The sequence below is a fragment of the Janthinobacterium sp. EB271-G4-7A genome, assembly GCF_020858075.1.
Classification (GTDB): Bacteria; Pseudomonadota; Gammaproteobacteria; order Burkholderiales; family Burkholderiaceae_D; genus Janthinobacterium; species Janthinobacterium lividum.
In genome coordinates, this window is record NZ_JACYMI010000001.1 from 2,721,375 (window position 1) to 2,745,476 (window position 24,102).

At 63.1% G+C, this 24,102-nt stretch carries 24 protein-coding genes; 10 read left to right on the forward strand and 14 right to left on the reverse strand.

Annotation, left to right across the window (positions count from 1 at the left end):
• Positions 1 to 187 precede the first annotated feature (187 nt).
• The gene (locus IGS58_RS12290; protein ID WP_230521527.1) at positions 188 to 2,275 is read left to right on the forward strand and encodes a 3-hydroxyacyl-CoA dehydrogenase NAD-binding domain-containing protein; all 2,088 of its coding nucleotides are present in this window, start codon (positions 188 to 190) and stop codon (positions 2,273 to 2,275) included.
• A gap of 84 nt (positions 2,276 to 2,359) precedes the next feature.
• Here the strand turns inward: IGS58_RS12290 and IGS58_RS12295 are convergent, their stop codons facing one another.
• The 3 genes from IGS58_RS12295 to IGS58_RS12305 all read right to left on the reverse strand — a co-directional run bounded on the left by IGS58_RS12295 (position 2,360) and on the right by IGS58_RS12305 (position 4,097).
• Positions 2,360 to 3,196, reverse strand: a complete 837-nt coding sequence (locus IGS58_RS12295; protein ID WP_230521528.1) for an alpha/beta fold hydrolase — start codon at positions 3,194 to 3,196, stop codon at positions 2,360 to 2,362.
• A 107-nt stretch (positions 3,197 to 3,303) separates the two neighbouring features.
• Entirely contained in the window at positions 3,304 to 3,702 is a 399-nt protein-coding gene (locus IGS58_RS12300; RefSeq protein ID WP_099393741.1) for a VOC family protein, read from the reverse strand.
• A gap of 101 nt (positions 3,703 to 3,803) precedes the next feature.
• A complete protein-coding gene (locus IGS58_RS12305) occupies positions 3,804 to 4,097 on the reverse strand; it encodes a DUF2798 domain-containing protein (protein ID WP_230521529.1) in 294 nt (97 codons plus the stop codon).
• A 96-nt stretch (positions 4,098 to 4,193) separates the two neighbouring features.
• Between IGS58_RS12305 and IGS58_RS12310 the strand changes: the two genes are divergently transcribed.
• The gene (locus tag IGS58_RS12310; protein WP_230521530.1) at positions 4,194 to 5,099 is read left to right on the forward strand and encodes a LysR family transcriptional regulator; all 906 of its coding nucleotides are present in this window, start codon (positions 4,194 to 4,196) and stop codon (positions 5,097 to 5,099) included.
• On the opposite strand, the gene IGS58_RS12315 is transcribed toward IGS58_RS12310, so the two are convergent.
• Positions 5,096 to 5,845, reverse strand: coding sequence for a nucleotidyltransferase domain-containing protein (locus IGS58_RS12315; RefSeq protein WP_230521531.1), 750 nt, complete (start codon positions 5,843 to 5,845; stop codon positions 5,096 to 5,098). The two genes, IGS58_RS12310 and IGS58_RS12315, sit on opposite strands and share 4 nt — an antisense overlap.
• A gap of 193 nt (positions 5,846 to 6,038) precedes the next feature.
• Between IGS58_RS12315 and IGS58_RS12320 the strand changes: the two genes are divergently transcribed.
• Complete coding sequence (locus IGS58_RS12320; protein ID WP_034784610.1) at positions 6,039 to 6,242, forward strand: hypothetical protein; 204 nt, start codon at positions 6,039 to 6,041, stop codon at positions 6,240 to 6,242.
• Between the two features lie 119 nt (positions 6,243 to 6,361).
• On the opposite strand, the gene IGS58_RS12325 is transcribed toward IGS58_RS12320, so the two are convergent.
• Positions 6,362 to 8,062 carry an MFS transporter gene (locus IGS58_RS12325; RefSeq protein ID WP_034784609.1) on the reverse strand — a complete coding sequence of 567 codons (1,701 nt, stop codon included), beginning with the start codon at positions 8,060 to 8,062 and terminating at the stop codon, positions 6,362 to 6,364.
• Positions 8,063 to 8,290: 228 nt separating this feature from the next.
• Here IGS58_RS12325 and IGS58_RS12330 point away from each other — a divergent pair, with 228 nt between their 5' ends.
• From IGS58_RS12330 to IGS58_RS12345, 4 genes are all read left to right on the forward strand, one after another.
• The gene (locus IGS58_RS12330; RefSeq protein WP_070279674.1) at positions 8,291 to 9,469 is read left to right on the forward strand and encodes an acetyl-CoA C-acyltransferase; all 1,179 of its coding nucleotides are present in this window, start codon (positions 8,291 to 8,293) and stop codon (positions 9,467 to 9,469) included.
• A 126-nt stretch (positions 9,470 to 9,595) separates the two neighbouring features.
• A complete protein-coding gene (locus IGS58_RS12335) occupies positions 9,596 to 9,898 on the forward strand; it encodes a Dabb family protein (protein ID WP_099377195.1) in 303 nt (100 codons plus the stop codon).
• Positions 9,899 to 9,997: 99 nt separating this feature from the next.
• The gene (locus tag IGS58_RS12340; protein ID WP_230521532.1) at positions 9,998 to 10,999 is read left to right on the forward strand and encodes an NADP-dependent oxidoreductase; all 1,002 of its coding nucleotides are present in this window, start codon (positions 9,998 to 10,000) and stop codon (positions 10,997 to 10,999) included.
• A gap of 61 nt (positions 11,000 to 11,060) precedes the next feature.
• Positions 11,061 to 11,486, forward strand: a complete 426-nt coding sequence (locus tag IGS58_RS12345) for a GNAT family N-acetyltransferase (RefSeq protein ID WP_230521533.1) — start codon at positions 11,061 to 11,063, stop codon at positions 11,484 to 11,486.
• Between the two features lie 97 nt (positions 11,487 to 11,583).
• On the opposite strand, the gene IGS58_RS12350 is transcribed toward IGS58_RS12345, so the two are convergent.
• The 9 genes from IGS58_RS12350 to ygfZ all read right to left on the reverse strand — a co-directional run bounded on the left by IGS58_RS12350 (position 11,584) and on the right by ygfZ (position 21,223).
• A complete protein-coding gene (locus IGS58_RS12350) occupies positions 11,584 to 12,594 on the reverse strand; it encodes an ABC transporter permease subunit (protein WP_070279901.1) in 1,011 nt (336 codons plus the stop codon).
• Between the two features lie 160 nt (positions 12,595 to 12,754).
• Complete coding sequence (locus tag IGS58_RS12355; RefSeq protein WP_230521534.1) at positions 12,755 to 14,254, reverse strand: sugar ABC transporter ATP-binding protein; 1,500 nt, start codon at positions 14,252 to 14,254, stop codon at positions 12,755 to 12,757.
• A 77-nt stretch (positions 14,255 to 14,331) separates the two neighbouring features.
• Positions 14,332 to 15,267, reverse strand: a complete 936-nt coding sequence (locus tag IGS58_RS12360; protein ID WP_077404737.1) for an ABC transporter substrate-binding protein — start codon at positions 15,265 to 15,267, stop codon at positions 14,332 to 14,334.
• Positions 15,268 to 15,331: 64 nt separating this feature from the next.
• On the reverse strand, positions 15,332 to 16,282 hold the full coding sequence (tal, locus tag IGS58_RS12365; RefSeq protein ID WP_230521535.1) for a transaldolase: 951 nt from the start codon (positions 16,280 to 16,282) through the stop codon (positions 15,332 to 15,334).
• Positions 16,283 to 16,284: 2 nt separating this feature from the next.
• The gene (gene xylB, locus IGS58_RS12370; protein ID WP_329958006.1) at positions 16,285 to 17,769 is read right to left on the reverse strand and encodes a xylulokinase; all 1,485 of its coding nucleotides are present in this window, start codon (positions 17,767 to 17,769) and stop codon (positions 16,285 to 16,287) included.
• A 32-nt stretch (positions 17,770 to 17,801) separates the two neighbouring features.
• Positions 17,802 to 18,809, reverse strand: a complete 1,008-nt coding sequence (locus tag IGS58_RS12375; RefSeq protein ID WP_070279662.1) for a LacI family DNA-binding transcriptional regulator — start codon at positions 18,807 to 18,809, stop codon at positions 17,802 to 17,804.
• Positions 18,810 to 19,081: 272 nt separating this feature from the next.
• Positions 19,082 to 19,819 (reverse strand): NRDE family protein, encoded by a 738-nt coding sequence (locus tag IGS58_RS12380; protein ID WP_070253757.1) that lies wholly within the window; start codon positions 19,817 to 19,819, stop codon positions 19,082 to 19,084.
• Complete coding sequence (locus IGS58_RS12385; RefSeq protein WP_034784600.1) at positions 19,810 to 20,100, reverse strand: DUF4936 family protein; 291 nt, start codon at positions 20,098 to 20,100, stop codon at positions 19,810 to 19,812. The genes IGS58_RS12380 and IGS58_RS12385 overlap by 10 nt, the downstream gene beginning before the upstream one ends.
• A 7-nt stretch (positions 20,101 to 20,107) precedes the next feature.
• Positions 20,108 to 21,223: a CAF17-like 4Fe-4S cluster assembly/insertion protein YgfZ gene (ygfZ, locus tag IGS58_RS12390; RefSeq protein WP_230521537.1), complete on the reverse strand. Its 1,116-nt coding sequence runs from the start codon at positions 21,221 to 21,223 to the stop codon at positions 20,108 to 20,110.
• Positions 21,224 to 21,399: 176 nt separating this feature from the next.
• Here ygfZ and mltG point away from each other — a divergent pair, with 176 nt between their 5' ends.
• The 3 genes from mltG to IGS58_RS12405 are packed head-to-tail and all read left to right on the forward strand — an operon-like array spanning position 21,400 to position 24,093.
• On the forward strand, positions 21,400 to 22,386 hold the full coding sequence (mltG, locus tag IGS58_RS12395; protein WP_034784598.1) for an endolytic transglycosylase MltG: 987 nt from the start codon (positions 21,400 to 21,402) through the stop codon (positions 22,384 to 22,386).
• A gap of 21 nt (positions 22,387 to 22,407) precedes the next feature.
• On the forward strand, positions 22,408 to 23,049 hold the full coding sequence (tmk, locus tag IGS58_RS12400; RefSeq protein WP_070279660.1) for a dTMP kinase: 642 nt from the start codon (positions 22,408 to 22,410) through the stop codon (positions 23,047 to 23,049).
• A 15-nt stretch (positions 23,050 to 23,064) separates the two neighbouring features.
• Positions 23,065 to 24,093, forward strand: coding sequence for a DNA polymerase III subunit delta' (locus IGS58_RS12405; protein ID WP_230521538.1), 1,029 nt, complete (start codon positions 23,065 to 23,067; stop codon positions 24,091 to 24,093).
• Positions 24,094 to 24,102: the final 9 nt, after the last annotated feature.

The window sequence follows — 24,102 nt, forward strand, 5'->3', positions numbered from 1 at the left end:
TGATAGCTTCTACGGAAGCTTGCTGCTTGCAGCAGAATCTTTCCGCAAGCGATGTTGTACCATGGCGTACCATGCTGGCGCCGGGCACGCCACGACAAAAATAATACGAGCGTTCTTTTATGCGGTATAGTGAAGCTTCATCCCTTGCAACCACCTCATCGCTGAGCAAAATCAATAAGGAAGAGACATGAGTGCTGAATATCAAGTGAACGGCGCCGTTGCCGTCATTACCCTCGCCAATCCGCCCGTCAATGGACTGGGCCTGGCCACGCGCACGGCCGCCGTGGCCGGCATCCGCCAGGCGCTGGCGGACGAGTCCGTCAAAGCCATCGTCATCACGGGCGCCGGCAAGGCCTTTTCGGGCGGCGCCGATATCAAGGAATTCAATTCGCCCAAGGCGCTCACGGAACCGACCCTGCACACCCTGATCAACGTCGTCGAGCAATCGACCAAGCCGGTGGTGGCGGCCATCCACAGCGTCTGCATGGGTGGCGGCCTGGAGCTGGCGCTGGGCTGCAACTACCGCGTGGCCGCGCCGGGCGCACAGATGGCCTTGCCGGAAGTTAAACTCGGCATCTTGCCGGGCGCGGGCGGCACGCAGCGCCTGCCGCGCGTGCTGGGCCTGGAAATGGCCCTGAACATGATCGTTTCCGGCACGCCCGTCGCGTCCGAAAAACTGGCTGGCACGGCCCTGTTTGACGAAGTCATCGCCCCTGGCGCCGATTTGCTGGCCGCCGCCGTGGCCTTCGCCACCAAAGTGGCGGATGTGCGCCCGCTGCCGAAAGTGCGCGAGCGCAAGGTCGATTACCCGAACCACGAAGCGTTTTTGCAGTTTTCGCGCAATACGGTCAAAGCCATGTCCGGCCCGTTCCCCGCACCGCTGAAATGCGTCGATGCCGTGGCGGCCGCCGTGACGATGAAATTCGACGATGGCTTGAAATACGAGCGTGAACTGTTCATGCAGCTGGTGCAGTCGCCCGAATCGAAAGCCCTGCGCCACGCCTTCTTTGCCGAACGCGTTGCCAGCAAGGTGCCGGACGTGCCGTCCGACACGCCCGTGCGCACGATCGCCAGCGCGGCCATCGTCGGCGCCGGCACCATGGGCGGCGGCATCGCCATGAACTTCGCCAACGCGGACATTCCCGTCATCTTGCTGGAAACGAGACAGGAAGCGCTGGACAAGGGCCTGGCCACGATCCGCAAGAATTACGAGAACACGGTCAAGAAGGGCAAGCTGACGCAAGAGAAGGCCGAGCAGCGCATCGCGCTCGTTAGCGGCACGCTGGCCTACGCCGACATTGCGCAAGCCGACATCGTCATCGAAGCCGTCTTCGAGGAACTGGGCGTCAAGGAAACCGTCTTCAGGCAGCTGGACGCCGTCATGAAGCCGGGCGCCATCCTCGCCTCGAACACGTCGACCCTGGACCTGGACAAGATCGCCGCGTTCACCAAGAGACCGCAAGACGTGGTCGGCACGCATTTCTTCAGCCCCGCGAACGTCATGAAGCTGCTGGAAATCGTCCGTGGCAAGGAAACCGGCAAGGATGTGCTGGCCACGGCGCTGGCGCTGTCGAAAAAGCTGAAAAAGACGGGCGTCGTCTCGGGCGTGTGCGACGGTTTCATCGGCAACCGCATGATCGAGCAGTACAGCCGCCAGGCCGGTTTCCTGCTGGAAGAAGGCTGTCTGCCGGAACAGGTCGACAAGGCGGCCGAGAAATTCGGCTTCGCCATGGGCCCGTTCCGCATGGGCGACCTGGCCGGCAACGACATCGGCTGGGCCATCCGCAAGCGCCGCTACGCGGAAAAACCGGAAGTGACGTATTCGAAGACGGCCGACCTGCTGTGCGAACTGGGGCGCTATGGCCAGAAGACGGGCGCCGGCTGGTACGACTACAAGCCGGGCGACCGCAAGGCGTATCCGTCGGAACAAGTCAATGCCATGATAGTCCAGTACTCGGCCGACATCGGCGTGGCACGGCGCAAGATCAGCGACCAGGAAATCGTCGAGCGCCTCGTGTATGCGCTCGTCAATGAAGGCGCGCGCATCCTGGAAGAGGGCATCGCCCTGCGCGCCTCGGACATCGACATGGTGTATCTGACGGGCTACGGCTTCCCGCTGTTCCGCGGCGGCCCGATGTTCTACGCGGATACGGTCGGCTTGCCGAACGTGCTCGACACGATTGCCGGCTATGCGAAAGGCCGCCACGGCGAAGCGTGGACGCCGGCGCCGCTGCTGGTGAAACTGGCGGGCGAGGGCAAGGGTTTCAATAGCTAAGAAACCCAACGGCAGATACCGGGGTCGGACCCTGAGGGTCCGACCCCGGATTTTGCTGCTGGGGTTAAATGCCAGCGATATTTATTATTTCTTCTTCGCCACCATCTTGACCGCCTCGTTGACGATGACGGGGTTGTCCTTCTGGATGTAGTAGCCGGCACCCGTGATGCGCTCGATGGCCGGCGCGCCGGACAGGCGCTGCCAATCCTTTTCCTGGGCCCGTACGACGTTTTCAAACGAGCCCATTTCCTCGATGCCGAACTTGTCGCGCACCAGCAGCATGGCGGGCACGCGCAGCGGGCTGCTCATGTCGACATGTTGCAGGCACTGCGTCTGCGCATCGAATTCGGCCGATTCCGTACTGTTGAACATGAGTTTACGCCGCGTCTTCACGAGCATGGCGTAGGTGGACGCGTCCGTCTGCAGGCGGTTCCATTGCTGCGGGTGCGTGGGATCGAGCAAGACCAGGCCTGCCACCTCCTGCGGGTACAGCCTGGCATATACGTACTGGTACAGCCCGCCCAGGCCATGGCCGACCAGCACATACGGCGGTTTCAAGCCCGCTTGCGTCAGCAGGGCACGCTGCTGGGCAGCAACGGTGCAGGGATCGCGCGGCGTGGTGGTCTTTTTGCTCTCGCCGTAGCCGGGACGGTCGTATACGAGCACGCGGTGCTGCCTGGCCACTTCGGGCACCACCTTGGCCCACACATCCTTGCCGTCGCCCATGGCCGACTGGAAGACCACGGGCAAGCCGCCCTGGCCGCTCAGGGTGTAGGCGATGCTGGCGTCGGGCAGGGCGGCGGTGGCCGGCACGCCTGGCATGACGGGGGTGGATGGCAACAGGGAGCAGCCTGCCAGCAGCAAGCCTGCGCTGGAGAGGAGCATGGTGCGCGCGGGGCGGCCGACGAATAGATGATGCATGAATCTCCTTCTTGGTGCACGGACCGGGGACCGGTATGGCTTGCCAGCCATTATAGGCAAATCGTGCCGAAGTGGAAATGCCGAACAGAGGCGGATTTACCGTCCTGTCAGCCGGCGTCGGCGCGATGGCAGACGGCTTCGATGCGGTTGCCGTCCGGATCGAACAAAAAGGCCGCGTAATAGCTGGCGTGATAGTGGCGCAAGCCGGGCGCGCCCAGGTCGATGCCGCCATGCGCCAGGCCCGCGTGCCAGAACGCTTCCACGGCCGCGCGCGAGGGGGCCTTGAAGCAGCAATGGCGGCGCGGCGCGTCGTCGGGCTTGGGACCCAGGCGCACGGAAAAATAGCTGCGCTCGGGATACTCCGCATCGCTGCGCTCGCCGTAGCCTATCCAGGCGTTGGCATGGTCGCTACCCACCTTGGGCACGTTCAGCGCGGCAAAGATGGCGTCGTAGAAGCGCTCGGCGCGCTCCAGATCGCTGACGGTGAGGGAAACGTGATCGAGCATGGGCACTCCGCTGTAGAAACAAGGACGGCCATAGCATAGCCCGGATCAGGGCGGCCGTGGGCGGGAGTGACCGAGTGATACTGTTGCTGGCTGACTGCCGGTTAAGGGCGGCTGGCGCAGGCACATGGCGCATCGGCCGGGCAGGCGGGGCAGCGTGGCGCCGGGCGTGCCAGGCGGGCCACGATAGTGCGGCTGATGACTTGCACGCGGGGCGCGAACAGCATCACGGCGCAGAAGGCCACGGGCCAGGCGGCAAAGAACGCGTGGCGCCAGCGGGGCAGGAAGTCGGCCTGCAGGCCGATATTCAGCCAGGTGACCCAGGCGCTCATCAGCAGGGTCATGACCAGCGACATCAGGAAGGCAAATACGCAGCGCAAACGCAGGGCTTCGGACATGGTGCACTTTCAAGATATGAGGATATGGCAGCGTAACGACTTGCGGCAATCTATACTAGAGCCATATTTTTAATTTCAAATTCCGAAAATGCAATCATGCTTGATGACTTAGCCCTGTTTGTCGCCATTGTCGAGGCGGGCAGCCTGCATGCGGCGGCCGTGAAGGAAGACTTGCCCGCCGCGACCGTCACGCGCCGGCTGCAAAAGCTGGAAAGCCAGCTCGGCTACCGCTTGCTCAACCGCAGCGCGCGCCGCCTGCAGCCGACGGCGGAAGGCTGGCAATACTACGAGCAGTGCCGCCCCCTGGTGCATGCCTTGCGGCAGGCGACGCAGCAGCTCGACGCCAGCCTGTCGGCCGTTTCGGGCAGCCTCCGCGTGCTGGCGCCCGTCAACTTCGCCAGCGGCTTGCTGACGCCGGCCTGGGTCAGTTTCATGCAGAAGTATCCGGATATCCGCCTCGAGCTGGAACTGTCGAACCTGCTGCAAGACCTCGTGGGCAGCGGCGCCGACCTGGCCATCCGCGTGGGCGCGCTCGACGATTCCTCGCTGATGCAGCGCCGGCTGGGCAGTGCCGCGCTGGTGATGGTGGCCGCGCCCGGCTATCTGGCGCGCGCCGGCGTGCCGCGCGACTTGCAGGAATTGGAAAAGCACGAGCTGATCGTGGCCGAGCCGCTGCGCAGCTGGCGGCTGCGGCGGCCCGGCGACGGCGCCGAAATGGTGATCGAACCGCAGGCACGCCTGCGCGTCAACGAGATGCGTTTGGCCGTGGAGATGGCCGACGCGGGCATCGGCATCCTGCTGTGCCCGCTTTTGCAATGCCGCGAGGAAGTGGCCCGGGGCAGCCTCGTGCGCGTCTTGCCCGACTGGATGCCGCAGCCGCGCCACGTGTATGCCGTGTGGACGCAGCGGCGCTACCTGCCGGCCCGCGTGCGCGTGCTGCTCGAGCACCTGGCGGCGTTTGCGGCGGATAATCCCTTGTTGAACGAGGAGCCGGGCGTTTAGCTTGCCTGTTGCTGCGCCAGCCACAGCGTGAATTGGCGCAGCGCTGGCGTAAAACCGCTGGCTGGCGCGGCACCGCGCCTGGCCTGGGCCAGGAAATACGCGATGGGCGCCTGCATGGCGGGAGAGTGCCGCAGCAACAGCGCGACATGCTCGTCCAGGCTGGCGGGCCAGCCTGGATCGCCAGCCTGGCGCAGGGTGTTGCAGGAACGGATCAGCTTGCGCGACGCTTCGCGCTGCAGGCGGGCGATGGCGGCAGGGTCGCGCTCGTCATCAAGGCGCTGCGCATACTCGTCCAGCACGCGGGCAAAGTCGCCATTCACGGCCAGGGCAATGGCGCGCGAGGGCGCGAACGGCGCAAAGTGCCGTGCCAGGTCTTCGCCCCACAGGCAGCGGCACTGGTGCTTGAGCCAGTAGCCCCAGCTGTACAGGTGTTCGGGCGCCAGTACCTGGGCCCGGTGGCCGATATCGAAATCGATCTTCATGACTTCCCGGTGGCGCGCCTGCAAGGCCAGGCGCAGCGCCTCCAGCGCATCGGCCTGCTGCTGCGTGGGCGGATGGCGCAGTACCAGGGTCAGGTCGAGGTCGGATACGCCCGGCGTGGCGTCGCCGCGGGCGACGCTGCCATACAGGTATATGCCGTCCAGCAAGTTACCGGCGTGCGCAGCCAGGCTGGCGCAAACGTCCTGCAGCAAGGCGTCGAAATGCTGCTGCAGCGGGCCGCAGGGGGCGGGAGGAATGGTCGGCATGCCTGGTACGCGTCCGGTGGGGGAAACTGCCACCATAGCATGCAGTGGCGGGCGAGCAGGCAATCCTTTCCATTAAGTAATACCGAGCGCTTGTACTTTTCGTCAAGATCGCGTTAAGATAAAGCTGCCCGCTTATCCAGTGGGCAATCTGGTGTTTTTTCGCGCAATCCCGTCCCTATCCATGAGAGTAGCAATGAAATATCTGATCATTCCCTTCTTGCTGGCCATCACTGGCTGCGAAGTACTGTATGACGCAAACCGGGACAAGATCGGCGAGTATTGCAACAGCCTTAATAATTTTGACGACCGGAATGCCTGCCGCAAGCGCAACCAGACCAGCTACCAGGAATACGTGCAGCAGCGCGACCAGCTGAAAAAGGGCAAGAGCGACAAGTAAGTTCGGCAAGTTCGCCGCCGCAGACGCCGCATACGCTGCATAAAAAAACAAACGCCGCTGACGAGTCAGCGGCGTTTTGCTTTGCGAACCCCGGCCTTGCGACCGGGGCATGCATCAGATCAGTCGTCGGCGTAGATATTGTTGTCCTTGGTTTCCTTGACGAACAGGGTGCCGATCACGACAGTCGCCAGGGCGACGACGATCGGATACCACAGGCCGTAATAGATATCGCCCTTGAAGGCCACAAGCGCGAAGGCCGTGGTCGGCAGCAGGCCGCCGAACCAGCCGTTACCGATATGGTAGGGCAGGGACATCGAGGTGTAGCGGATACGCGTCGGAAACATTTCCACCAGCATGGCGGCGATCGGGCCATACACCATGGTCACGTACAGCACCAGGATGAACAGCAGCAAGACGACCATCGGCTTGTTGATCTGGTCTGGATCGGCTTTCGCAGGGTAGCCCGCTTCCTTGATGCCGGCGCCCAGTTCTTTCTTCAGCGCCGCTTCGTGGGCCTTGCTTTCCGCATCGAAGTTCAAGCCATCGGCCGTCATGACGGCGTTAAACGACGTGAATTCCTTCGTGCCGATGCGTACCTTGGCGATGCTGCCTGCCGGTGCGTCTTCCTTCGTGTAGTTCACCGAGCTGTTCGACAGGAAGCCCGTGGCGATGTCGCACGACGATGGGAATTTCTTCGTGCCCGTCATGTTGAACTGGAAGTGGCAGGAAGCAGGATCGGCGACCACCACCACTGGCGAGTTCTTCAGTGCCGCTTCCAGCTGCGGATTGGCGAAGTGGGTCAGGCCGTTGAAGATCGGGAAATAGGTCGCAGCGGCGATCAGGCAGCCGCCGAGGATGATGTACTTGCGGCCGATGCGGTCGGACAGGCTGCCGAAGAACAGGAAGAATGGCGTGGCCAGCAGCAGGGCGATGGCGACGAGCACGTTGGCCGTTGCCAGGTCCACTTTCAGCGTCTGGATCATGAAGAACAGGGCGTAGAACTGGCCCGTGTACCACACGACAGCCTGGCCGGCCGTCAGGCCGATCAGGGCCAGGATGACGATCTTCAGGTTTTTCCACTTGCCGAACGCTTCCGTCAGCGGGGCTTTCGAGGTCTTGCCCTCGGCCTTCATCTTGGCAAACGCCGGCGATTCATTCATGGCCAGGCGGATCCACACGGAAATACCCAGCAGGATGACGGAGACCAGGAAGGGAATGCGCCAGCCCCATGCCTCGAAATCCTTCTCGCCGGTCGCCAGGCGGGTACCCAGGATGACCATCAGCGACAGGAAGAAGCCCAGGGTTGCCGTCGTTTGTATCCACGCCGTGAACGCGCCGCGCTTGCCTTCAGGCGCGTGCTCGGCCACATAGGTGGCTGCGCCGCCGTATTCGCCGCCCAGCGCCAGGCCTTGCAGGATGCGCAGGAAGACGAGGATGATCGGTGCCGCGATGCCGATGGAAGCGTGGCCCGGCAGCAAGCCGACGATGAAGGTGGAGCCGCCCATGATCAGGATGGTGATCAGGAAGGTGTACTTGCGGCCGATCATGTCGCCCAGGCGGCCGAAGACGAGCGCGCCGAACGGACGCACGATGAAGCCGGCGGCAAAGGCCAGCAGCGCGAAGATGAAGGTGGTAGTAGGGTCGCCGATGAAGAATTGCTTGGCGATGATGGAAGCGAGCGAACCGTACAGGTAAAAATCGTACCATTCAAAGACGGTGCCCAAGGATGATGCAAAGATGACCTTGCGTTCCTCAGGCGTGATCGGAGTGCCTTTGGTGGAAAATTTCCGTACGTCGGCCGAGCCGGATGGTGATGCCATGGTTTGTCTCCCTATGTTTTATAGTGAACTGGTGCCGCGGTCTTTTTGACCATTCTTGCAACAGCTGGAGGCGAGTGTGTTCTCCGAACCTTACGTCATGCTTGCTTGAAACTTACGCCAAGCTTACTAGTGATGCGCGCCAGAACTTTGCGAACGATCGTACTTAAATGTGCTATTCTGATTCCGCAGATATCCCACCCCATAATATTCCCCACAAGGAGACACAGCATGAATGAAGCCGTCATCGTATCGACCGCCCGCACGGGCCTGGCCAAGTCCTGGAAGGGCGCGTTCAACATGACGCATGGCGCCACCCTAGGCGGCCACGTGCTGGCGGCCGCCGTCGAGCGCGCGCGCATCGAGGCGGAGGAAGTGGAAGACGTGCTGGTCGGCTGCGCCTTCCCGGAAGGCGCCACGGGCGGCAATATCGCGCGCCAGGTGGCCTTGCGCGGCGGCTGCCCCGTGACGACGGCTGGCATGACCGTCAACCGCTTCTGCTCGTCGGGCTTGCAGGCGATCGCCCTGGCCGCGCAGCGCATCATCGCCGGCGAAGGCGATATCTATGCGGCCGGCGGCGTGGAATCGATTTCCTGCGTGCAAAATGAAATGAATACGCATATGTACCGCGACGTCTGGCTGCAGCAGCACAAGCCGGAAGTGTACTGGCCCATGCTGCAGACGGCCGAAACCGTGGCCAAGCGCTACCAGATCTCGCGCGAACGCCAGGATGTGTATGGTGCGCAAAGCCAGCAGCGCGCCGCCGCGGCCCAGGCGGCCGGCCTGTTCGACGCGGAAATCGTGCCGATGACCACCATCATGGGCGTGGCCGACAAGGCCAGCGGCATGCTGGTGTCGCGCGAAGTGACGATCTCCGCCGATGAAGGCATCCGTGCCGACACGACCTACGACGGCGTGGCGAAGATCCGTCCGGCCATCCCGGGCGGCGTCATCAGCGCCGGCAACGCCAGCCAGTTTTCCGATGGCGCGGCGATGGCCATCGTCATGAATGCGAAAGTGGCCGAAGCGAAAGGCTTGCAGCCGCTGGGCATCTTCCGCGGCTTTGCCGTAGCCGGCTGCGAACCCGATGAAATGGGCATCGGTCCCGTGTTTGCCATCCCGAAACTGCTGAAAAAAGCGGGCTTGACTGTTGCCGACATTGGCCTGTGGGAACTCAACGAAGCGTTTGCCGTGCAAGTGCTGTACTGCGCCGACACCCTGGGCATCCCCATGGACCGCCTGAACGTCAACGGCGGGGCGATTGCCGTCGGCCACCCGTATGGCGTGTCGGGCGCGCGCCTGACGGGTCACGCCTTGATCGAAGGCAAGCGCCGTGGCGTCAAATACGTGGTGGTGACCATGTGCATCGGCGGCGGGCAGGGCGCGGCCGGCCTGTTCGAAGTGCTGTAAGGCAGGTTTTATCCAGTCTGCGGGCGGCTTACAAGGCCGCCCGTTTGCATTGCGCGCCCGTTTCCTGCAAGGCGCGCCGATAGCGGGTACAGTAATGCTTCATTAATAAACAACCAGCCTGCCACCATGATCAAGCACATTGTTTTCTGGAAACTGTTAGACCACGCCGAAGGCGCCGACCGCGCCACGAACGCCTTGAAACTGAAAGCCCTGCTCGATTCCTGTTCGGACCTGGTGCCCGGCATCCTGAAATTCGAGGCAGCCGTGGCCCAGCCGGGCCTGGAAGCCACCTACGACATCGTCCTGTACAGCGAGTTCGCCAGCCGCGAAGCGCTAGACGCCTACCAGAACCACCCCGAGCACGTGAAAATCAAGCCGTTTTTTGGGGCGGTTCGGGAAGCAAGGCAATGCATGGACTACGAGATTTGAGAACCTGTTAACCCCAAAGCGAAGGGCCGGGGTCGAACCCTCAGGGTTCGACCCCAGTTGTCGCCTCTGGGTTTCATTTGATTAATAACTGGAGCATTCATGACCACCTACCAACGCATCGTCCTCGCCTCGCGCCCCGCCTCCAATGAGGAAGTGCAGCCGGCACATTTTCGTCTGGAAACCAAAGAGATTCCCGCCATCGCGGATGGCCAGTTGCTGGTGCGTAACCAGTATCTGTCGCTCGATCCTTACATGCGCGGGCGCATGAGCGCCAATAAAAGCTATGCGGCGCCGCAGGCGCTCGATGAAACCATGATCGGCGGCACGGTGGGCGTGGTGCTGGAATCGAAGCATCCGAAGTTTGCCGCAGGCGACACCGTCGTGGGGACTTTGGGCTGGACGGAAGTGGCCGTGTCGGACGGCACGATGCTGCGCAAGGTCGACACCACGCATATTCCTGCCTCGGCCTACTTGGGTTCCGTCGGCATGCCGGGCATGACTGCCTGGTATGGATTGAACCAGATCATGGCGCCGAAAGCGGGCGAAACGGTCGTCGTGTCGGCCGCCAGCGGTGCCGTGGGCAGCGTCGTGGGCCAGCTGGCGAAATTGAAAGGCTGCCGCGTCATCGGCATAGCGGGTGGGGCGGAAAAATGCCGGTATGTTGTCGAGGAGCTGGGTTTTGACGCCTGCGTCGATTACAAGGCGGGCAAGCTGGAGGCTGACCTGGCGGCGGCCACGCCGGATGGCATCGACGCCATCTTTGAAAACGTGGGCGGCGCCATCTTCGATGCAGCGCTGGCGCGCACCAACGCGTTTGGCCGCGTGGCTGTGTGCGGCTGGATTGCCGGCTACAACGGCGAACCGACGCCGCTCGACAATGCGCGCCTGATCCTCACCAACCGCCTCACCGTGCGCGGCTTCATCGTGTCGGAACAGCCGGAATTCTGGCCGCAAGGATTGGCGGAACTGGGAACATTGGTGGCGACGGGCAAGCTGAAATTCCGCGAATCCGTGGCCGATGGCCTGGCCAGCGCGCCGCAAGCGTTCATCGGCCTCTTAAAAGGGCGCAACTTCGGCAAGCAATTGGTGAAACTGGCCTGACCTTCCTTCCGCAAGGCGGGCCGTGCGACAATTGCGGCCTGTCTCCTACTAGCGCATATCCATGACCAATCACACCATCCGCCTCGGCGACTGGGCCACCCTGGGCCCTGACGCCACCGCCATCCGTTTTGAAGTCTTTGTCGATGAACAGAAAGTGCCGGCCGAGATCGAACTCGACGACATGGATGCCGTCTGCCTGCACGCCGTTGCCTACGACGGCGCCGGCAACGCCATCGGCACGGGACGTTTATTGCCAGACGGCCACATCGGCCGCATGGCCGTGCGCCAGCCGGGCCGCGGCACGGGCGTGGGCGGGGCCATCTTGACCTTGCTGATGGAGAAAGCCCGCGAACGTGGCGATGCAGCGGTGGTGCTCAATGCGCAGACCGTGGCCGCGCCATTCTATGCGCGCCACGGTTTCGTGCAGCAGGGGGAAGTGTTTGAAGAGGCGGGGATTGCGCATGTGGAGATGCGGCTGGTGTTCTAGGGTGTGGTCGGATTACGCGTGTAGCGCTAATCCGACCTACGACGTCAACGGTAGGTCGGGTTAGCGCGCAGCGCGTAACCCGACACCACCAGCACAATCAGTTCTGCGCGTGGCTCTGGCGCCATTTATCCAGAATCACGGCCAGCACGATCACGACACCTTTCGCCACATACTGCCAGAACGACGACAGTCCCAAAATCGTCAAGCCATTGTTCATCACGCCGATGATCAGGGCGCCGATGACGGTGCCCCAGACGGAGCCCACGCCGCCCATCAGGCTGGTGCCGCCGAGCACGACTGCCGCGATGGCGTCCAGCTCATAGCCCGTGCCCCAGTTGCCGTTGGCCGCATACAGACGGCTGGCCGACATGGCGCCGCCCAGGCCCGCGAACAGGCCGCTGATCGTGTAGACAAACATCAGCACGAGGCCGACCTTGATGCCCGTCAAGCGTGCCGCCTGGATATTGCCGCCGACAGCATAGATATGCAGGCCCAGGGTGGTCTTGCGCAGGATGAACCACGTCAGCACGACGACGGCCGCGGCCAGCCAGATCAGCCAGGGCACGGCCAGGAAGCTACCGTTACCCATCCATTCGAAGCTGGGGATTTCCGTGTTCAGCACGCTGGTGCCGTCGGCGAACAGGTAGGCCGCGCCGCGCAGGGCGGTCATGGTGCCCAAAGTCACCACGAACGGGTTCAGGCCGACGAGGGCCACCAGCACGCCATTGAGCGCGCCCAGCAGCAGGCCGACGATGAGGAAGGCGGGAATCGAGAAACCGGCGAACTGGGCTGACAGCGACATCAGCATGCCTGCCACGGCCGAGACGGCCAGCACGGAGCCGACGGACAAATCGATGCCGCTCGTCAGAATGACGAAGGTCATGCCCGACGCCAGTACGATATTGATCGACACCTGGCGGAAGATGTTCATGGTGTTATTGCTGGTCATGAACGTCGACGTGCCATCGGCCGAGAAGTACACGGTCAGGCCATACATGGCCAGGTAGAGCACCACCAGCACGGGCAGCATGCCCAGGCGGCGCATCAGGTTCGAGGCATTGAAGGGTTCGCCGGCGCGCGCGGCGCCGCGGGTGGTGCTAGTTGTCATCATGAGTCTCCTGAATGATTATTTAAGACGTATTCTTAAAACGCCTGACAAAACCGTAGCGAGCGGATGTGGGTTGTGGTTGAGACGCGGAACTGTGCGGATGCACAGTGAGCATCGGAAACCGCAACCCGCGACGCGCAGTAGGTTTTGACAGGTGTTTTTATGCCGCTTCCAGCTGCGTGGCATAGGCAAGGATGTTTTCCTGCGTAATGTCGTCGCCCGTCACTTCGCCCGTCAGGCGTCCTTCGCACATCACCATCACGCGGTCGCAGATGCCGACCAGTTCGGCCAGTTCGCTGGAAATGCACAGCACGGCCGTGCCCGCATCGGCCAGCTGGTGGATGATCTTGTAGATTTCGCTCTTCGCGCCCACGTCCACGCCCCGCGTCGGTTCGTCGAGGATGAGGACCTTGGGCGCGATGGCCAGCCAGCGCGCCAGCAAGACTTTTTGCTGGTTGCCGCCGGAGAGTCCGCCGACGATGCCTTCCGGTCCCGACACTTTCACGTTGAGGTTGGCAATTGCCTCGCGCGTCAGCTGGGTCAGGGCGCCACGGTTGACGACGCCCGCCGTGGAGTGCTTGGAGAGAATGTTCATCGACATGTTTTCCATGGCCGACAATTGCATGAACAGGCCCAGGCTCTTGCGGTCTTCCGGCAGGTAGCCGATGCCGTGGCGGATGGCTGCCAGCGGCCGGTGGATGTGCACCTCCTGGCCGTCGAGCCATACTTGCCCCGATTGCTTCTTGTCGGCGCCAAAGATCAGGCGCGCCAGTTCCGTGCGGCCTGCGCCGACCAGGCCGGCAAGTCCCGTCACTTCACCCGCATGCAGCGCGAACGAGGCGGGCCTGACCTTGCCGCCGCCCACGTTTTCCACGCGCAGGCGCTCGGTGCCCCGCGTGGTGCGCCGCTGGTGCGCATAAAAGTCGTCGGCGGGGCGGCCCACCATCATTTGCACGACTTTCTTTTGATCCAGCTCATCCTTGCCCAGTTCGCCCACATAGGCGCCGTCGCGCAGCACGGTGATGCGGCGCGCCAGGCGTTCCACCTCGGCCATGCGGTGGCTGATGTAGAGCACGGCCAGGCCCTTGTCGCGCTGTTCTTCGATGATGCGGAACAATTGTTCGGTTTCCCGGTCGGACAGGGCGGCAGTGGGCTCGTCCATGATCAGGATGCGGCTTTCGTGCACGAGGGCGCGGGCGATTTCCACCTGCTGCTGCTCGGCGATCGACAGGGTCGAGACCATGGTATCGGCGTCGAAGCGGGAGCCGAGGTCGGCCAGGATGGCATTCGTGCGCGCGCGCATTTCGCCGCCCTTGACGGTCCAGAACGGTCCTTGCGGCTCGCTGCCCATGAAGACGTTCTGCGCCACCGTCATGTTCCTGGCTACGCTCAATTCCTGGTAGATCAGGTTGATGCCCAGCGCGCGCGCCTCGCCCGGGTTGCGGATACGAATCGGCTTGCCGTCGAGGATGATCTCGCCCGCGTCCGGCGTGTACACGCCGGATAAAATCTTCATCAGGGTGCTCTTGCCGGCGCCGTTCTCGCCCATCACGGCATGGATTTCGCCGCTGCGCACCGTCAGGTGCACGCCGCGCAGCGCGCGCGTGGCGCCAAAGCGCTTCTCGATGCCGCGCATTTCAAAAATAATATCGTCGCTCATGACTGTCCTTCCTTGCTGGTGAAACTGGCGCCGCCTGCCAACTGGCTGGCGGCGCCACGTGGTTCAGGTCAGGCAGATCAGTTCTTTACCCAGCCCGTGTAGGTGGCGACGTTTTCCTTGGTGATGGCCGGGGTCGGCAACAGCACCATGGTCTGTTTCGGCGTGCGGCCGTTCATGATGTCGTAGCCCATCTGCACGGCGTCGGTGGCCATGCGGTACGGGTTTTGCGCCGAGGTGGCGGCAAACAGGCCGGCCTTGTTTTTCAGGGCGTTCTGGCCATCGGGCGCGCCATCGACTGCCGTGATCAGTTTCACGTCCGTGCGCTTCGATTGCTTGATCGCCAGTTCGGCGCCGATGCCGGTCGGATCGTTGATGGCGAACACGCCGTCGATCTTCGGATGGGCCGTCAGCAGGTTCGACATCACGGTCATGCCGCCGTCGCGGCTGCCGCCGGCGTTCTGGTTGTCGGACAGGATCTTGATATCCTTGAACGCGGCCAGGGTTTTCTTGCAACCGTTGACGCGGTCGATCACGGAGGTGACGGGCGGGCCGTTCAGGATCACCACATTGCCCTTGCCGCCGATCTGCTTGGCCAGGTAGGCGCACGACACGTCGCCGGCCATGGTGTTATCGGACATCACGGTGGCCGAGGCGCCCACGGCGCCCACGTCGACGGCGATCACGACCACGCCCGCATTGCGCGCTTTCTTGATGGCTGGCGCGATGCCCTTGGAATCGACGGCGTTCAGGATGATGATGTCGGTTTTATTGGCGATGAAGTTCTCGATCTGGTCCACCTGGGTGTTCAGGTCATACTTGCTGGACACCGTGGTGACTTTCACGCCGGGGCCGCCCAGCTTTTTCGCGCTTTCTTCCGCGCCGCGGCCAATGGCCACGAAGAACGGGTTGGCCAGGTCGCCCACGCTCACGCCGATCGATTTCAGCGGTTTGTCAGCAGCGAAAGCGCCGCAGGCGGCGGACAGCAGCAGGGAGGCGGTAATGACTTTTTTCATGAGGATCTCCAAGGGTTTTTATTGTAAAAACAAACGGTGCTACGGGTAAAAACGGGGTGCAAACTTAGCGAGTGCGTAATTTCTCGATCATGGCGTCCAGCTTGCCCGCATCGACGGCAAAGCCGCGGATGCCTTCGGCCAGCTTTTCGGTGGCCATCGCGTCGTCGTTCAAGGCGTAGCGGAAAGCGGCTTCGTCATACGTGACGGCCGGTTGTGCCGCGCCCAGGTCGCCGCCCAGGGCGCGCTCGAATGGCGCATCTGCCGCTTCCAGCTTGGCCAGCAGATCCGGGCTGATGGTCAGCAAGTCGCAGCCGGACAGGGCCGTGATCTGCCCCACGTTGCGGAAGCTGGCGCCCATCACTTGCGTGGCGATGCCATGTTGTTTGTAGTAATTGAAGATGCGCGTGACCGACTGTACTCCTGGATCATTGGACAGGCTGCGCGCCGCTTCGTCCCATGCCGCGCCCAGCGATTTTTTATGCCAGTCGTAGATGCGGCCCACAAACGGCGAAATCAGGCGCACTTTCGCATCGGCGCAGGCGACGGCCTGGCAGAACGCGAACAGCAGGGTCAAGTTGCAAAAGATGCCGTCCTTTTCCAGCTCGCGCGCTGCCTGGATGCCTTCCCAGGTGGCGGCAACCTTGATCAGCACGCGCTCGCGGCTGATGCCGGCTTGCTCGTACAGGGCGATCAGGCGACGCCCGCGGGCGACGGTGGCGTCGCGGTCAAAGCTCAGGCGGGCATCGACTTCCGTCGACACGCGGCCCGGCACCACCTTCAAGATTTCCAGGCCGAAGCGCACCAGCACCTGGTCGACGATATCGTCCAGCGCAGCGGATTGATGCGCGGCGACCGTGCTTTCCAGCAAGGGTGCGTAATCGGGCTGCAGCACGGCCTTCAGGATCAGCGAGGGATTGGTGGTGGCGTCTTGCGGCGCGAAGCGCGCCAGTTGCAGGAAGTCGCCCGTGTCGGCGACGACGGTGCTGTATTGCTTCAATTGTTGCAGCTGATTCATTACTATTCCTTATCACTGAGTTGGTGCAAGGCTTGCACGGCGGGAAACAGGCTACGGTAGCGACCGTAACGGATGCTCAAGGCTGCGTTGTGCGCGGCATCGGGCAGGAAAATGTTTTTGATGGGCAAGCCCTGCGTCAGCAGGCTGGTGTCGCCGATGGCGGCAAAGCCCAGCTTGGCAGCGCCCAGGCTGGCCGACAGTTCGCTGTTGTGCAGGGTGCGCATTTCGCGTCCCAGCACATTGGCCAGCAGTTGCGCCCAGTACTGGCTACGTGCGCCGCCGCCTACCAGCATGCAGTGGGGAACGACGGCGCCCGTCGACGTGACGGCCGCCATGGCGTCGCGCAAGGCAAAGGCAACGCCTTCGAGCACGGCGTAGCCGAGCTGCGCCGGCGTACTGTCATGGCCCAGTTGCAAAAAGGCGCCGCGCACTTGCGGGTCGTTATGCGGCGTGCGCTCGCCCGACAGATACGGCAGGAACAGGGGCGCCGAGGGAGTAATGGCCGTAGTGAGCGGCAAGCCCGCTTCCACCAGCGCCAGCAGGGCTGCCTCGTCGGGCTGGCCCAGCACGCCCGTCGCCCAGCGCAGACAGCTGGCGCCCGACAGGATCGCGCCCATCGCATACCAGCGGCCGGGCAGGGCGTGGCAAAAGCTGTGCACGCCGCCGGCCGGATTGCCCAGGGGCGCTTCGGTCACGCTGACGATGGCGGCGCTGGTGCCCAGCGAGATAAAACTGTCGCCGCCATTGACGGCGCCGATGCCCACGGCCGAGACGGGATTGTCGCCGCCGCCGCCCGCCACCACCACATCCGCCGGCAAGCCCAGCTGGTCGGCGATGGACGCCAGCACGGTGCCCGTGGCGGCATCGCCTTCGGCCAGCGCCGGCATCTGTTCCGGCGCCAGGCCGCAGGCGGCCAGCATGGGTGCGAACCAGGCACGGTTGGCCTCGTCCAGCCACAGGGTGCCTGCCGCGTCGGACATGTCCGTCAGCTTGATCCCCGTTAATTGCAGGCGCAAATAGTCTTTCGGCGACAGCAAACAGGCGATGGCGGCAAAGGCGGCCGGCTCATGGGTTTGCAGCCACAGCAGTTTTGGCGCCGTCAGGCCCGCCATGGGCAGGCTGCCCGTCACATCCGCATATGCGGGATAGTCGCGCGCCAGGCTGGCCGCTTCGGCCTCGGCGCGCGCATCGTTCCACAGGATGGCGGGACGGATCACGGTATCGTTGGCGTCGAGCAGCACGGCGCCGTGCATCTGGCCCGACAGGCCGATGCAGGCGATGCGGGCATAGTCCTGCGGCCAGCCGGCGCGCAGCTGGCCCAGCGCGTTGACGCAGGCGGCCCACCAGTCCTGCGGCGCCTGTTCGGACCAGCCTGCTTGCGGGCGGCTGGTGTCGATGCGCACGGACGCCTGGCCGCGCACGCTGCCAGAGCTGTCCATCAGCACGGTTTTCAGTTCGGAGGTACCGAGGTCGATACCGAGGGAAATCGCTGGATGCATGGTGTGTCTATATGTAAAGGTCAGGGGCAGCCGCAGGAATTGCGTACGCGCAAGGTTGGCGACAAGCGCTGCACATGCTGGGCGATGCCCGGATTGGCGATACGGTCGATCAGGAGGTCGACGGCCATGGCGCCCAGCTCTTCGAGCGGCTGCGCCATCACGGTGAGGCGGGGGCTGAAGTAATCGGCCCAGTCGAAATCATCGAAGCCGGCCAGCGCGACGTCTTGCGGTACCGCAATGTGAGCATCGCGCAAGGCATGCATGGTGCCGATGGTCATCAGGTTATTGCCGGCAACGATGGCCGTGGGACGCTGTGCGGCGGGCAGGGCCAGTAATTCGCGCGTGGCTGCGCCGCTGCGTTCCAGGTTGGAGTCGCCCGAACGCAGCAGTGCCCCATCGAAGGCAATATTGGCGCGCTGCAAGGCCAGCCGGTAGCCTTCGATACGCTCGTCCGTCGTGGACAGGCCCGGTGCGCCGGCGATGAAACCGATGCGGCGGTGGCCATGGGCCGCGATCAGATGGCTGACCAGCTGGGCCGTCGCTTCAATGTTTTCCACGCCCACCTGGTCGAACGGTTGCGGCGACATGCGGTCGACCAGCACGGAAGCGATCTTGTTGCTGGTCAAATAGTCGAGGGCGCGGTTGTGCGGATCGCCGGATGGCGCCAGCACGATACCGTCGACCCGGCGCTGGTGCAAGTTCTGCACCACTTTCAACTCCTGCTCGGGGTCGTCATGCGTATCCGAAAACAGCATCATCAAGCCGTGGCGCGTGCAGGCAGCCTCGATGGCGCGCACGGTTTCGCTGAAATAATGATTGGTGAAGGCGGAAATGGCCACGCCGATGGTGCCGGACGAGGAGCCTGCCAGCGCGCGCGCCAGCATGTTCGGCACATAGCCGATCTGCTGCATGGCCGCGTTGACGGCGGCGACGGTTTTCGGGCTGACCTTGCGGGTGCCGTTGACTACGTGAGAGACGGTCGACAGCGATACGTCCGCCGCCCGCGCTACATCTTCCATGGTGGCCATGGTGTCTCCTGAGGTTTTTTTATTATTGTGTACTGCGATTGGGTGCGGCTGTGTCGCCGCGATTGAAGCTATCGTAAACAAAAGAAAGCGCTTGCGCAAGCGCTTTCTTTTTTCTGCGGATGGATGGCGGGTGGCTTGTCGATGAGGACAGGGGGAGCTTGCGCAGGTCGGATTAGCGCGCCGGAGGCGCGCGTAATCCGACATCGGGGACGGCGGTGAAGCCGCTTGAGTGTGCTGGTGGTGTCGGGTTACGCGCTGTGCGCTAACCCGACCTACTGGATCACCAGCTCATGCAGTTCGCCGGGAGAGTCCGGGAACAGTTTCACGACAGTGGACGTGCGCGTGCCGTAGCCCGGCGTTTCGATGCAGACGGCGGACAGTACGCGTTCGAGGTCGAGCGGCACGCCTGTGTCCGGCAAGCGGAAATCGGGCGCGCGCGTGGTGTCGGCCAGCATGTCGAAATACGCCTCGTCGGGCGCACCCTGGCACAGCAGGCTGGCGAACTGGGCCTTGGTCTTCAGGACCTTCGGCCACGGCGCGTCCAGCAGGGCGTTCGACAGGCCGTAGATGCCCGGCTCCAATGGCTGGCCATTGCGCGCATCGCCGTCGCCCCGGTTGGAAAACCAGATCAGGGTGTCCGCGTCGCCCAGCACCAGGTTAAAACCGTTGTAGGCTGTGCAGCCGGGACGGATTTGCGCGATGTAATCCTGTGGCGACATGTCGCCGGCCAGATAATCGGCTACCAGGGCGCCGCGCGAGGGGGCGTCCGGGTTGCGGTCTTGCGGGCTGCGGATATTCGTGATGGCGGCAAAGCGCGAGCTGCCGCTGCCGGCCTGGGTGATGCCCATCCAGCTGCCGCCCGCCTGCAGGTCGCGGCCCGCATACACTTGCGGGTGCTCGGGCCATGCGCCGGCGGGGGCGCTGGCGCGTTCATAGAATTCGTCGCGGTTGGCGGCGGCAATCAGCGGGATGTGCGGATTGACTTTCCAGGCAAAAACGATCAGGCACATGGAGGCAAATCCATGAACACTTCCGTATGGCGCGCGCCGGCCGTCAAGGACAGCAAGCCCGCTTCGTCGGACGCGCTGGCCAGCAGCTCCGTAAAACCTTCGCCGACGACGGGGTAGATTTCCATCCACGTCTGCAAGCCATCCTTGGCGTCAGGGCGGCGCTTCAATTGCGGCGCCACGCCGGACGCGGCAGCCAGTTTTGCCTGCAAGGCACGGACCCTGGCTTCCAGCGCCTGGGCGTGCTCTTCCTTGACCTGGTAATAAATGTACAAATCTTTCATGGCATTCTCACAAGTCGAGTGCGTCTAGCGCGTAAGGCATGGACAGGAACTGCACGTGAGCGCCCAGGGCCGAACCGTAGCGCACGGCGCCGGCGGCGCTTGCACCTTCTTCGATCGCCCCCAGCTTCATTTCAACGAGGGCGTCGATGCCGCCGTCACCGTTGGGCGCCGCGTTGACGACCATGCCGCAAGGTTGCTCGGGGTCGCTGACGGCAAACAGTTCGCCGCCGGCCACTACCGAGGGATCGGCAATGCTGACGAGGGTGGTGCGGCGCTTGAGCTTGCCCAAGTACTGGCTGCGCGCGACGATTTCCTGGCCCGGGTAGCAGCCTTTCTTGAAATTGACGCCGCCCAGCAGCTCGAAGTTGACCATTTGCGGCACGAACTGCTCTTGCGTGGCGGCCGTGATCTGCGGGATGCCCGCGTGGATCTCCGACAAGCGCCAGGCGTCAATCCCGCCCTTGGCCAGCTGCAGCGTCAATTGCGGCCACGCGTCGCGCGCCGTGGCGGCCGACGTCAGCCATTCATAGCGGGCGCTGCCGAACGCATCGGCCACGCGCAGCAGGGTACCCAGTTCATGCTCGACCTTGCTGAACGGCGTGGCGGGCAGCGCCGGGAACCAGGCGGACAGGGCCGCGCTGGCTTGCTTGCCGCCCAGGCCGAGGACAACTTGATTGGCTGCATCAAGGGATGCATCGTGCAGCTTGGCCTTGGCGCGCAGCACGAACATCTGCAGACGCTTCTGGATGGCCGGCTGTATGGCGCGCGGCAATTGCAGATAAATGGTGGTGGCGTTGCGCCACATCAGGAAACTGGCCAGCAGCCGGCCTTTCGGCGTGCAGTAGCCGGCCAGGCGCACTTGCTCCTGGTTCAGGTGTTCCACATCGTTGGTCAGCTGGCCGTGCAGGAAACTGGCCGCATCGTCGCCGCTCAAGCCAATCAAGCCCTGGTCCGTGATGGCCGCGACAAAACCTTCTTGCAGCTGGGGCACTGTCAGGGACTGGCCGAAATCATGGATAGGGACGGCGGTGATGGGGGCGGTGCCGTCAGGCGCGCCATCGATGGCAACGGGGCGGGCGCCTTGGGCTGTTAAAAATTGATTCCAGTTATTCATAATTTCCATTAGATCAGCGATTAAGCATTATCATTACGGGTTCATTATAGTGATGTCGCGCAGATTGCGTCGGCAACGGCAAGATTGCCAGTGTTGGCGCCGCTTTGCGCGCACTTGCTTCACAAATGAACGATCATAACAAGCGGACGTTGGCCATCAGCGCCCGCATCACAAGAATCGGAACAATGGCTTTCTTTAAAAAACTTGTAGTCAGTTCAGTCATCGCCGCTATCGGTGTGGGCGGTACTTTTGTGTACTGGGCGCAGCAGCCCATCACCACGGATGGAGAAGCGATTCCGTTTACGATCAGCCCGGGCAGCGGCGCGCATGCGGCCGGCCAGCAGATCGCGGACGCTGGAGTGCCCATCGTGCCTATCCTGTTCAACATGCTGGCGCGCATCGAAGGCAAGACCTCGAAGATCAAGGCCGGTTCCTATGAGCTGAAACCGGGCACCACGCCGCAGCGTTTGATCACGCAGCTGGCGCGCGGCGAATTCGCGCAAGAGTCGCTGACCATCATCGAAGGCTGGACCTTCAAACAGATGCGCCTGGCGATGGCCAACCATCCCGGCCTCAAGCACGATACGGCAGGCCTGTCCGACAAGGAACTGATGGCGAAAATCAGCCCGGAATATGTGCACCCGGAAGGTTTGTTCTTCCCGGATACGTATCTGTTCGCCAAGGGCGCCAGCGAAATGCAGATTTTCAGGCAGGCACACACGGCCATGATCGGCCGCCTGTCCGAAGCGTGGGACAAGCGCGATCCCGCCTTGCCGTATAAAAACCCGTATGAAGCGCTGATCATGGCTTCCATCGTGGAAAAGGAAACGGGGCAAAAGTCCGAGCGCGCCATGATTGCCGGCGTGTTCGTCAACCGCCTCAAGACGGGCATGCTGCTGCAGACGGACCCGACTGTGATCTATGGCATGGGCGACAACTACCAGGGCAAGATCCGCAAACGCGACCTGGAAGCGGACACCCCGTACAATACCTACACGCGCGGCGGCTTGCCGCCCACGCCGATCGCCCTGGCTGGCGCGCAATCGCTGACGGCGGCGCTGGCGCCGGCCCGCACGCAAGCGCTGTATTTCGTCGCGCGCGGCGACGGCACCAGCCAGTTCTCGGCCAACTTGCCCGACCATAACCGCGCCGTGAACCAGTATCAGCGTTAATTATTTCAAACTAGAAGCTTCATGACACCACACTATCAACCCCGCTTCATCACCTTCGAAGGCATCGATGGCGCGGGCAAGTCGACGCATATCGGCTTTGTCACCGACTACCTGCAGCAGCGTGGCGTCAGCCTCGTTTCATCGCGCGAACCGGGCGGTACCAGCCTGGGCGAAAAGCTGCGCGAACTGCTGCTGCATGAAAAGATGCACCTGGAAACGGAAGCCTTGCTGATGTTCGCCAGCCGCCGCGAACATATCGCGCAAGTGATCGCGCCAGCCCTCGATCGGGGCGAGTGGGTCATTTCCGACCGCTTCAGCGATGCCAGCTTCGCCTACCAGGGCGGCGGCCGGGGCATGGACTTGCGCAAGATGGAAGCGCTGGAAGCGTGGGTGCACCCGCACTTGCAGCCGGACCTGACGTTCCTGTTCGACGTGCCGCTGGCCGTGGCCCGTGCCCGCCTGGACGCCACGCGTGCGCTCGACAAATTCGAGCAGGAGCAGGCCGATTTCTTTGCCGCCACGCGCAACGAGTATCTGCGCCGCGCGGCCCAGTTCCCGGAACGCTTCCGCATCATCGATTCCACGCAAAGCATCGCCGATATTCAAGTACAGCTGGCAAAACTGCTTGATGTATTGCTTGAGCAAAGTATTGCAAGCCACTGATTGACAAGGAATAAAATGAACAGTCCTCTCTATCCGTGGCAACAGGACGCCTGGCAACAATTGCAAGCCCTGCGACCGCGCATGCCGCACGCCATTTTGTTCCATGGCGCGCAGGGCATCGGCAAGGCCGACTTCATCGAGCATTTCGCGCAGGCATTGCTGTGCGAAGACGTGCGCGCCGACGGCCATGCCTGCGGCGCTTGCGCCTCATGCGGTTGGTTTAGCCAGGGCAACCATCCCGATTACCGCCGGGTCCGTCCGGAAGCGCTGGAAGACGACGTGGCCGACGACGGCGAAGAGGGTGAGGGCGCGAAGAAAAGCGCCAAGACCAAGACGCCGTCAAAAGACATCAAGATCGAGCAGATCCGCAACCTGGCCGACTTCATGAACATCTCCACGCACCGCCAGGGCTTGCGCGTGGTGGTGCTGTACCCGGCCGAAGCGCTCAACACGCCCGCGTCCAACGCCTTGCTGAAAACCCTGGAAGAGCCGCCGCCGGGCACCTTGTTCTTGCTGGCATCGAACAGCCTGGACCGCTTGCTGCCGACCATCTTGTCGCGCTGCAGGAAATTCGCCTTGCCCATGCCCAGCCACGAGCAGGCCTTGACGTGGCTCAAGCAGCAAGGCTTGAACGATGCGGACAGCTGGCTGCGCGAGCAGGGCGGCGCGCCGCTGGCAGCGCTGGCCCAGTCCGAATCGGGCGGCCGCGAAGAAACGGAACAATTGCTGCAGGTGCTAGCCAACCCGGGCGTGGAAGCGGCCCTGAAAGCGGCGGACAAATTACAGAAGTCTCCGCTGGCACCCTTGGTGGCATCGCTCCAGCGCTGGCTGTACGACGTGTTTTCCGTCAAATTGTCCGGCACCATCCGCTACTACCCGCGCCACCGGCGCGAACTGGAAGCGCTGGCAGGACGCATCAACGTGAGCCGGTTGATGGCCGCGATCAAAGCTGCCAATGAGCGCCGGGCGATTGCCGAGCACCCCTTGTCGCCCAAGCTGTTCCTGGAAGACATGCTGCTCGATTACTCTAGCAGCTGCCAATAGAATCAAGTG

Excerpts from the sequence above, each read along its gene's own strand:
- IGS58_RS12290 (WP_230521527.1), top strand. The coding sequence starts at position 188 with ATGAGTGCTGAATATCAAGTGAACGGCGCCGTTGCCGTCATTACCCTC.
- IGS58_RS12295 (WP_230521528.1), bottom strand. The coding sequence starts at position 3,196 with ATGCATCATCTATTCGTCGGCCGCCCCGCGCGCACCATGCTCCTCTCC.
- IGS58_RS12300 (WP_099393741.1), bottom strand. The coding sequence starts at position 3,702 with ATGCTCGATCACGTTTCCCTCACCGTCAGCGATCTGGAGCGCGCCGAG.
- IGS58_RS12305 (WP_230521529.1), bottom strand. The coding sequence starts at position 4,097 with ATGTCCGAAGCCCTGCGTTTGCGCTGCGTATTTGCCTTCCTGATGTCG.
- IGS58_RS12310 (WP_230521530.1), top strand. The coding sequence starts at position 4,194 with ATGCTTGATGACTTAGCCCTGTTTGTCGCCATTGTCGAGGCGGGCAGC.
- IGS58_RS12315 (WP_230521531.1), bottom strand. The coding sequence starts at position 5,845 with ATGCCGACCATTCCTCCCGCCCCCTGCGGCCCGCTGCAGCAGCATTTC.
- IGS58_RS12320 (WP_034784610.1), top strand. The coding sequence starts at position 6,039 with ATGAAATATCTGATCATTCCCTTCTTGCTGGCCATCACTGGCTGCGAA.
- IGS58_RS12325 (WP_034784609.1), bottom strand. The coding sequence starts at position 8,062 with ATGGCATCACCATCCGGCTCGGCCGACGTACGGAAATTTTCCACCAAA.
- IGS58_RS12330 (WP_070279674.1), top strand. The coding sequence starts at position 8,291 with ATGAATGAAGCCGTCATCGTATCGACCGCCCGCACGGGCCTGGCCAAG.
- IGS58_RS12335 (WP_099377195.1), top strand. The coding sequence starts at position 9,596 with ATGATCAAGCACATTGTTTTCTGGAAACTGTTAGACCACGCCGAAGGC.
- IGS58_RS12340 (WP_230521532.1), top strand. The coding sequence starts at position 9,998 with ATGACCACCTACCAACGCATCGTCCTCGCCTCGCGCCCCGCCTCCAAT.
- IGS58_RS12345 (WP_230521533.1), top strand. The coding sequence starts at position 11,061 with ATGACCAATCACACCATCCGCCTCGGCGACTGGGCCACCCTGGGCCCT.
- IGS58_RS12350 (WP_070279901.1), bottom strand. The coding sequence starts at position 12,594 with ATGACAACTAGCACCACCCGCGGCGCCGCGCGCGCCGGCGAACCCTTC.
- IGS58_RS12355 (WP_230521534.1), bottom strand. The coding sequence starts at position 14,254 with ATGAGCGACGATATTATTTTTGAAATGCGCGGCATCGAGAAGCGCTTT.
- IGS58_RS12360 (WP_077404737.1), bottom strand. The coding sequence starts at position 15,267 with ATGAAAAAAGTCATTACCGCCTCCCTGCTGCTGTCCGCCGCCTGCGGC.
- tal (WP_230521535.1), bottom strand. The coding sequence starts at position 16,282 with ATGAATCAGCTGCAACAATTGAAGCAATACAGCACCGTCGTCGCCGAC.
- IGS58_RS12375 (WP_070279662.1), bottom strand. The coding sequence starts at position 18,809 with ATGGCCACCATGGAAGATGTAGCGCGGGCGGCGGACGTATCGCTGTCG.
- IGS58_RS12380 (WP_070253757.1), bottom strand. The coding sequence starts at position 19,819 with ATGTGCCTGATCGTTTTTGCCTGGAAAGTCAATCCGCACATCCCGCTG.
- IGS58_RS12385 (WP_034784600.1), bottom strand. The coding sequence starts at position 20,100 with ATGAAAGATTTGTACATTTATTACCAGGTCAAGGAAGAGCACGCCCAG.
- ygfZ (WP_230521537.1), bottom strand. The coding sequence starts at position 21,223 with ATGGAAATTATGAATAACTGGAATCAATTTTTAACAGCCCAAGGCGCC.
- mltG (WP_034784598.1), top strand. The coding sequence starts at position 21,400 with ATGGCTTTCTTTAAAAAACTTGTAGTCAGTTCAGTCATCGCCGCTATC.
- tmk (WP_070279660.1), top strand. The coding sequence starts at position 22,408 with ATGACACCACACTATCAACCCCGCTTCATCACCTTCGAAGGCATCGAT.
- IGS58_RS12405 (WP_230521538.1), top strand. The coding sequence starts at position 23,065 with ATGAACAGTCCTCTCTATCCGTGGCAACAGGACGCCTGGCAACAATTG.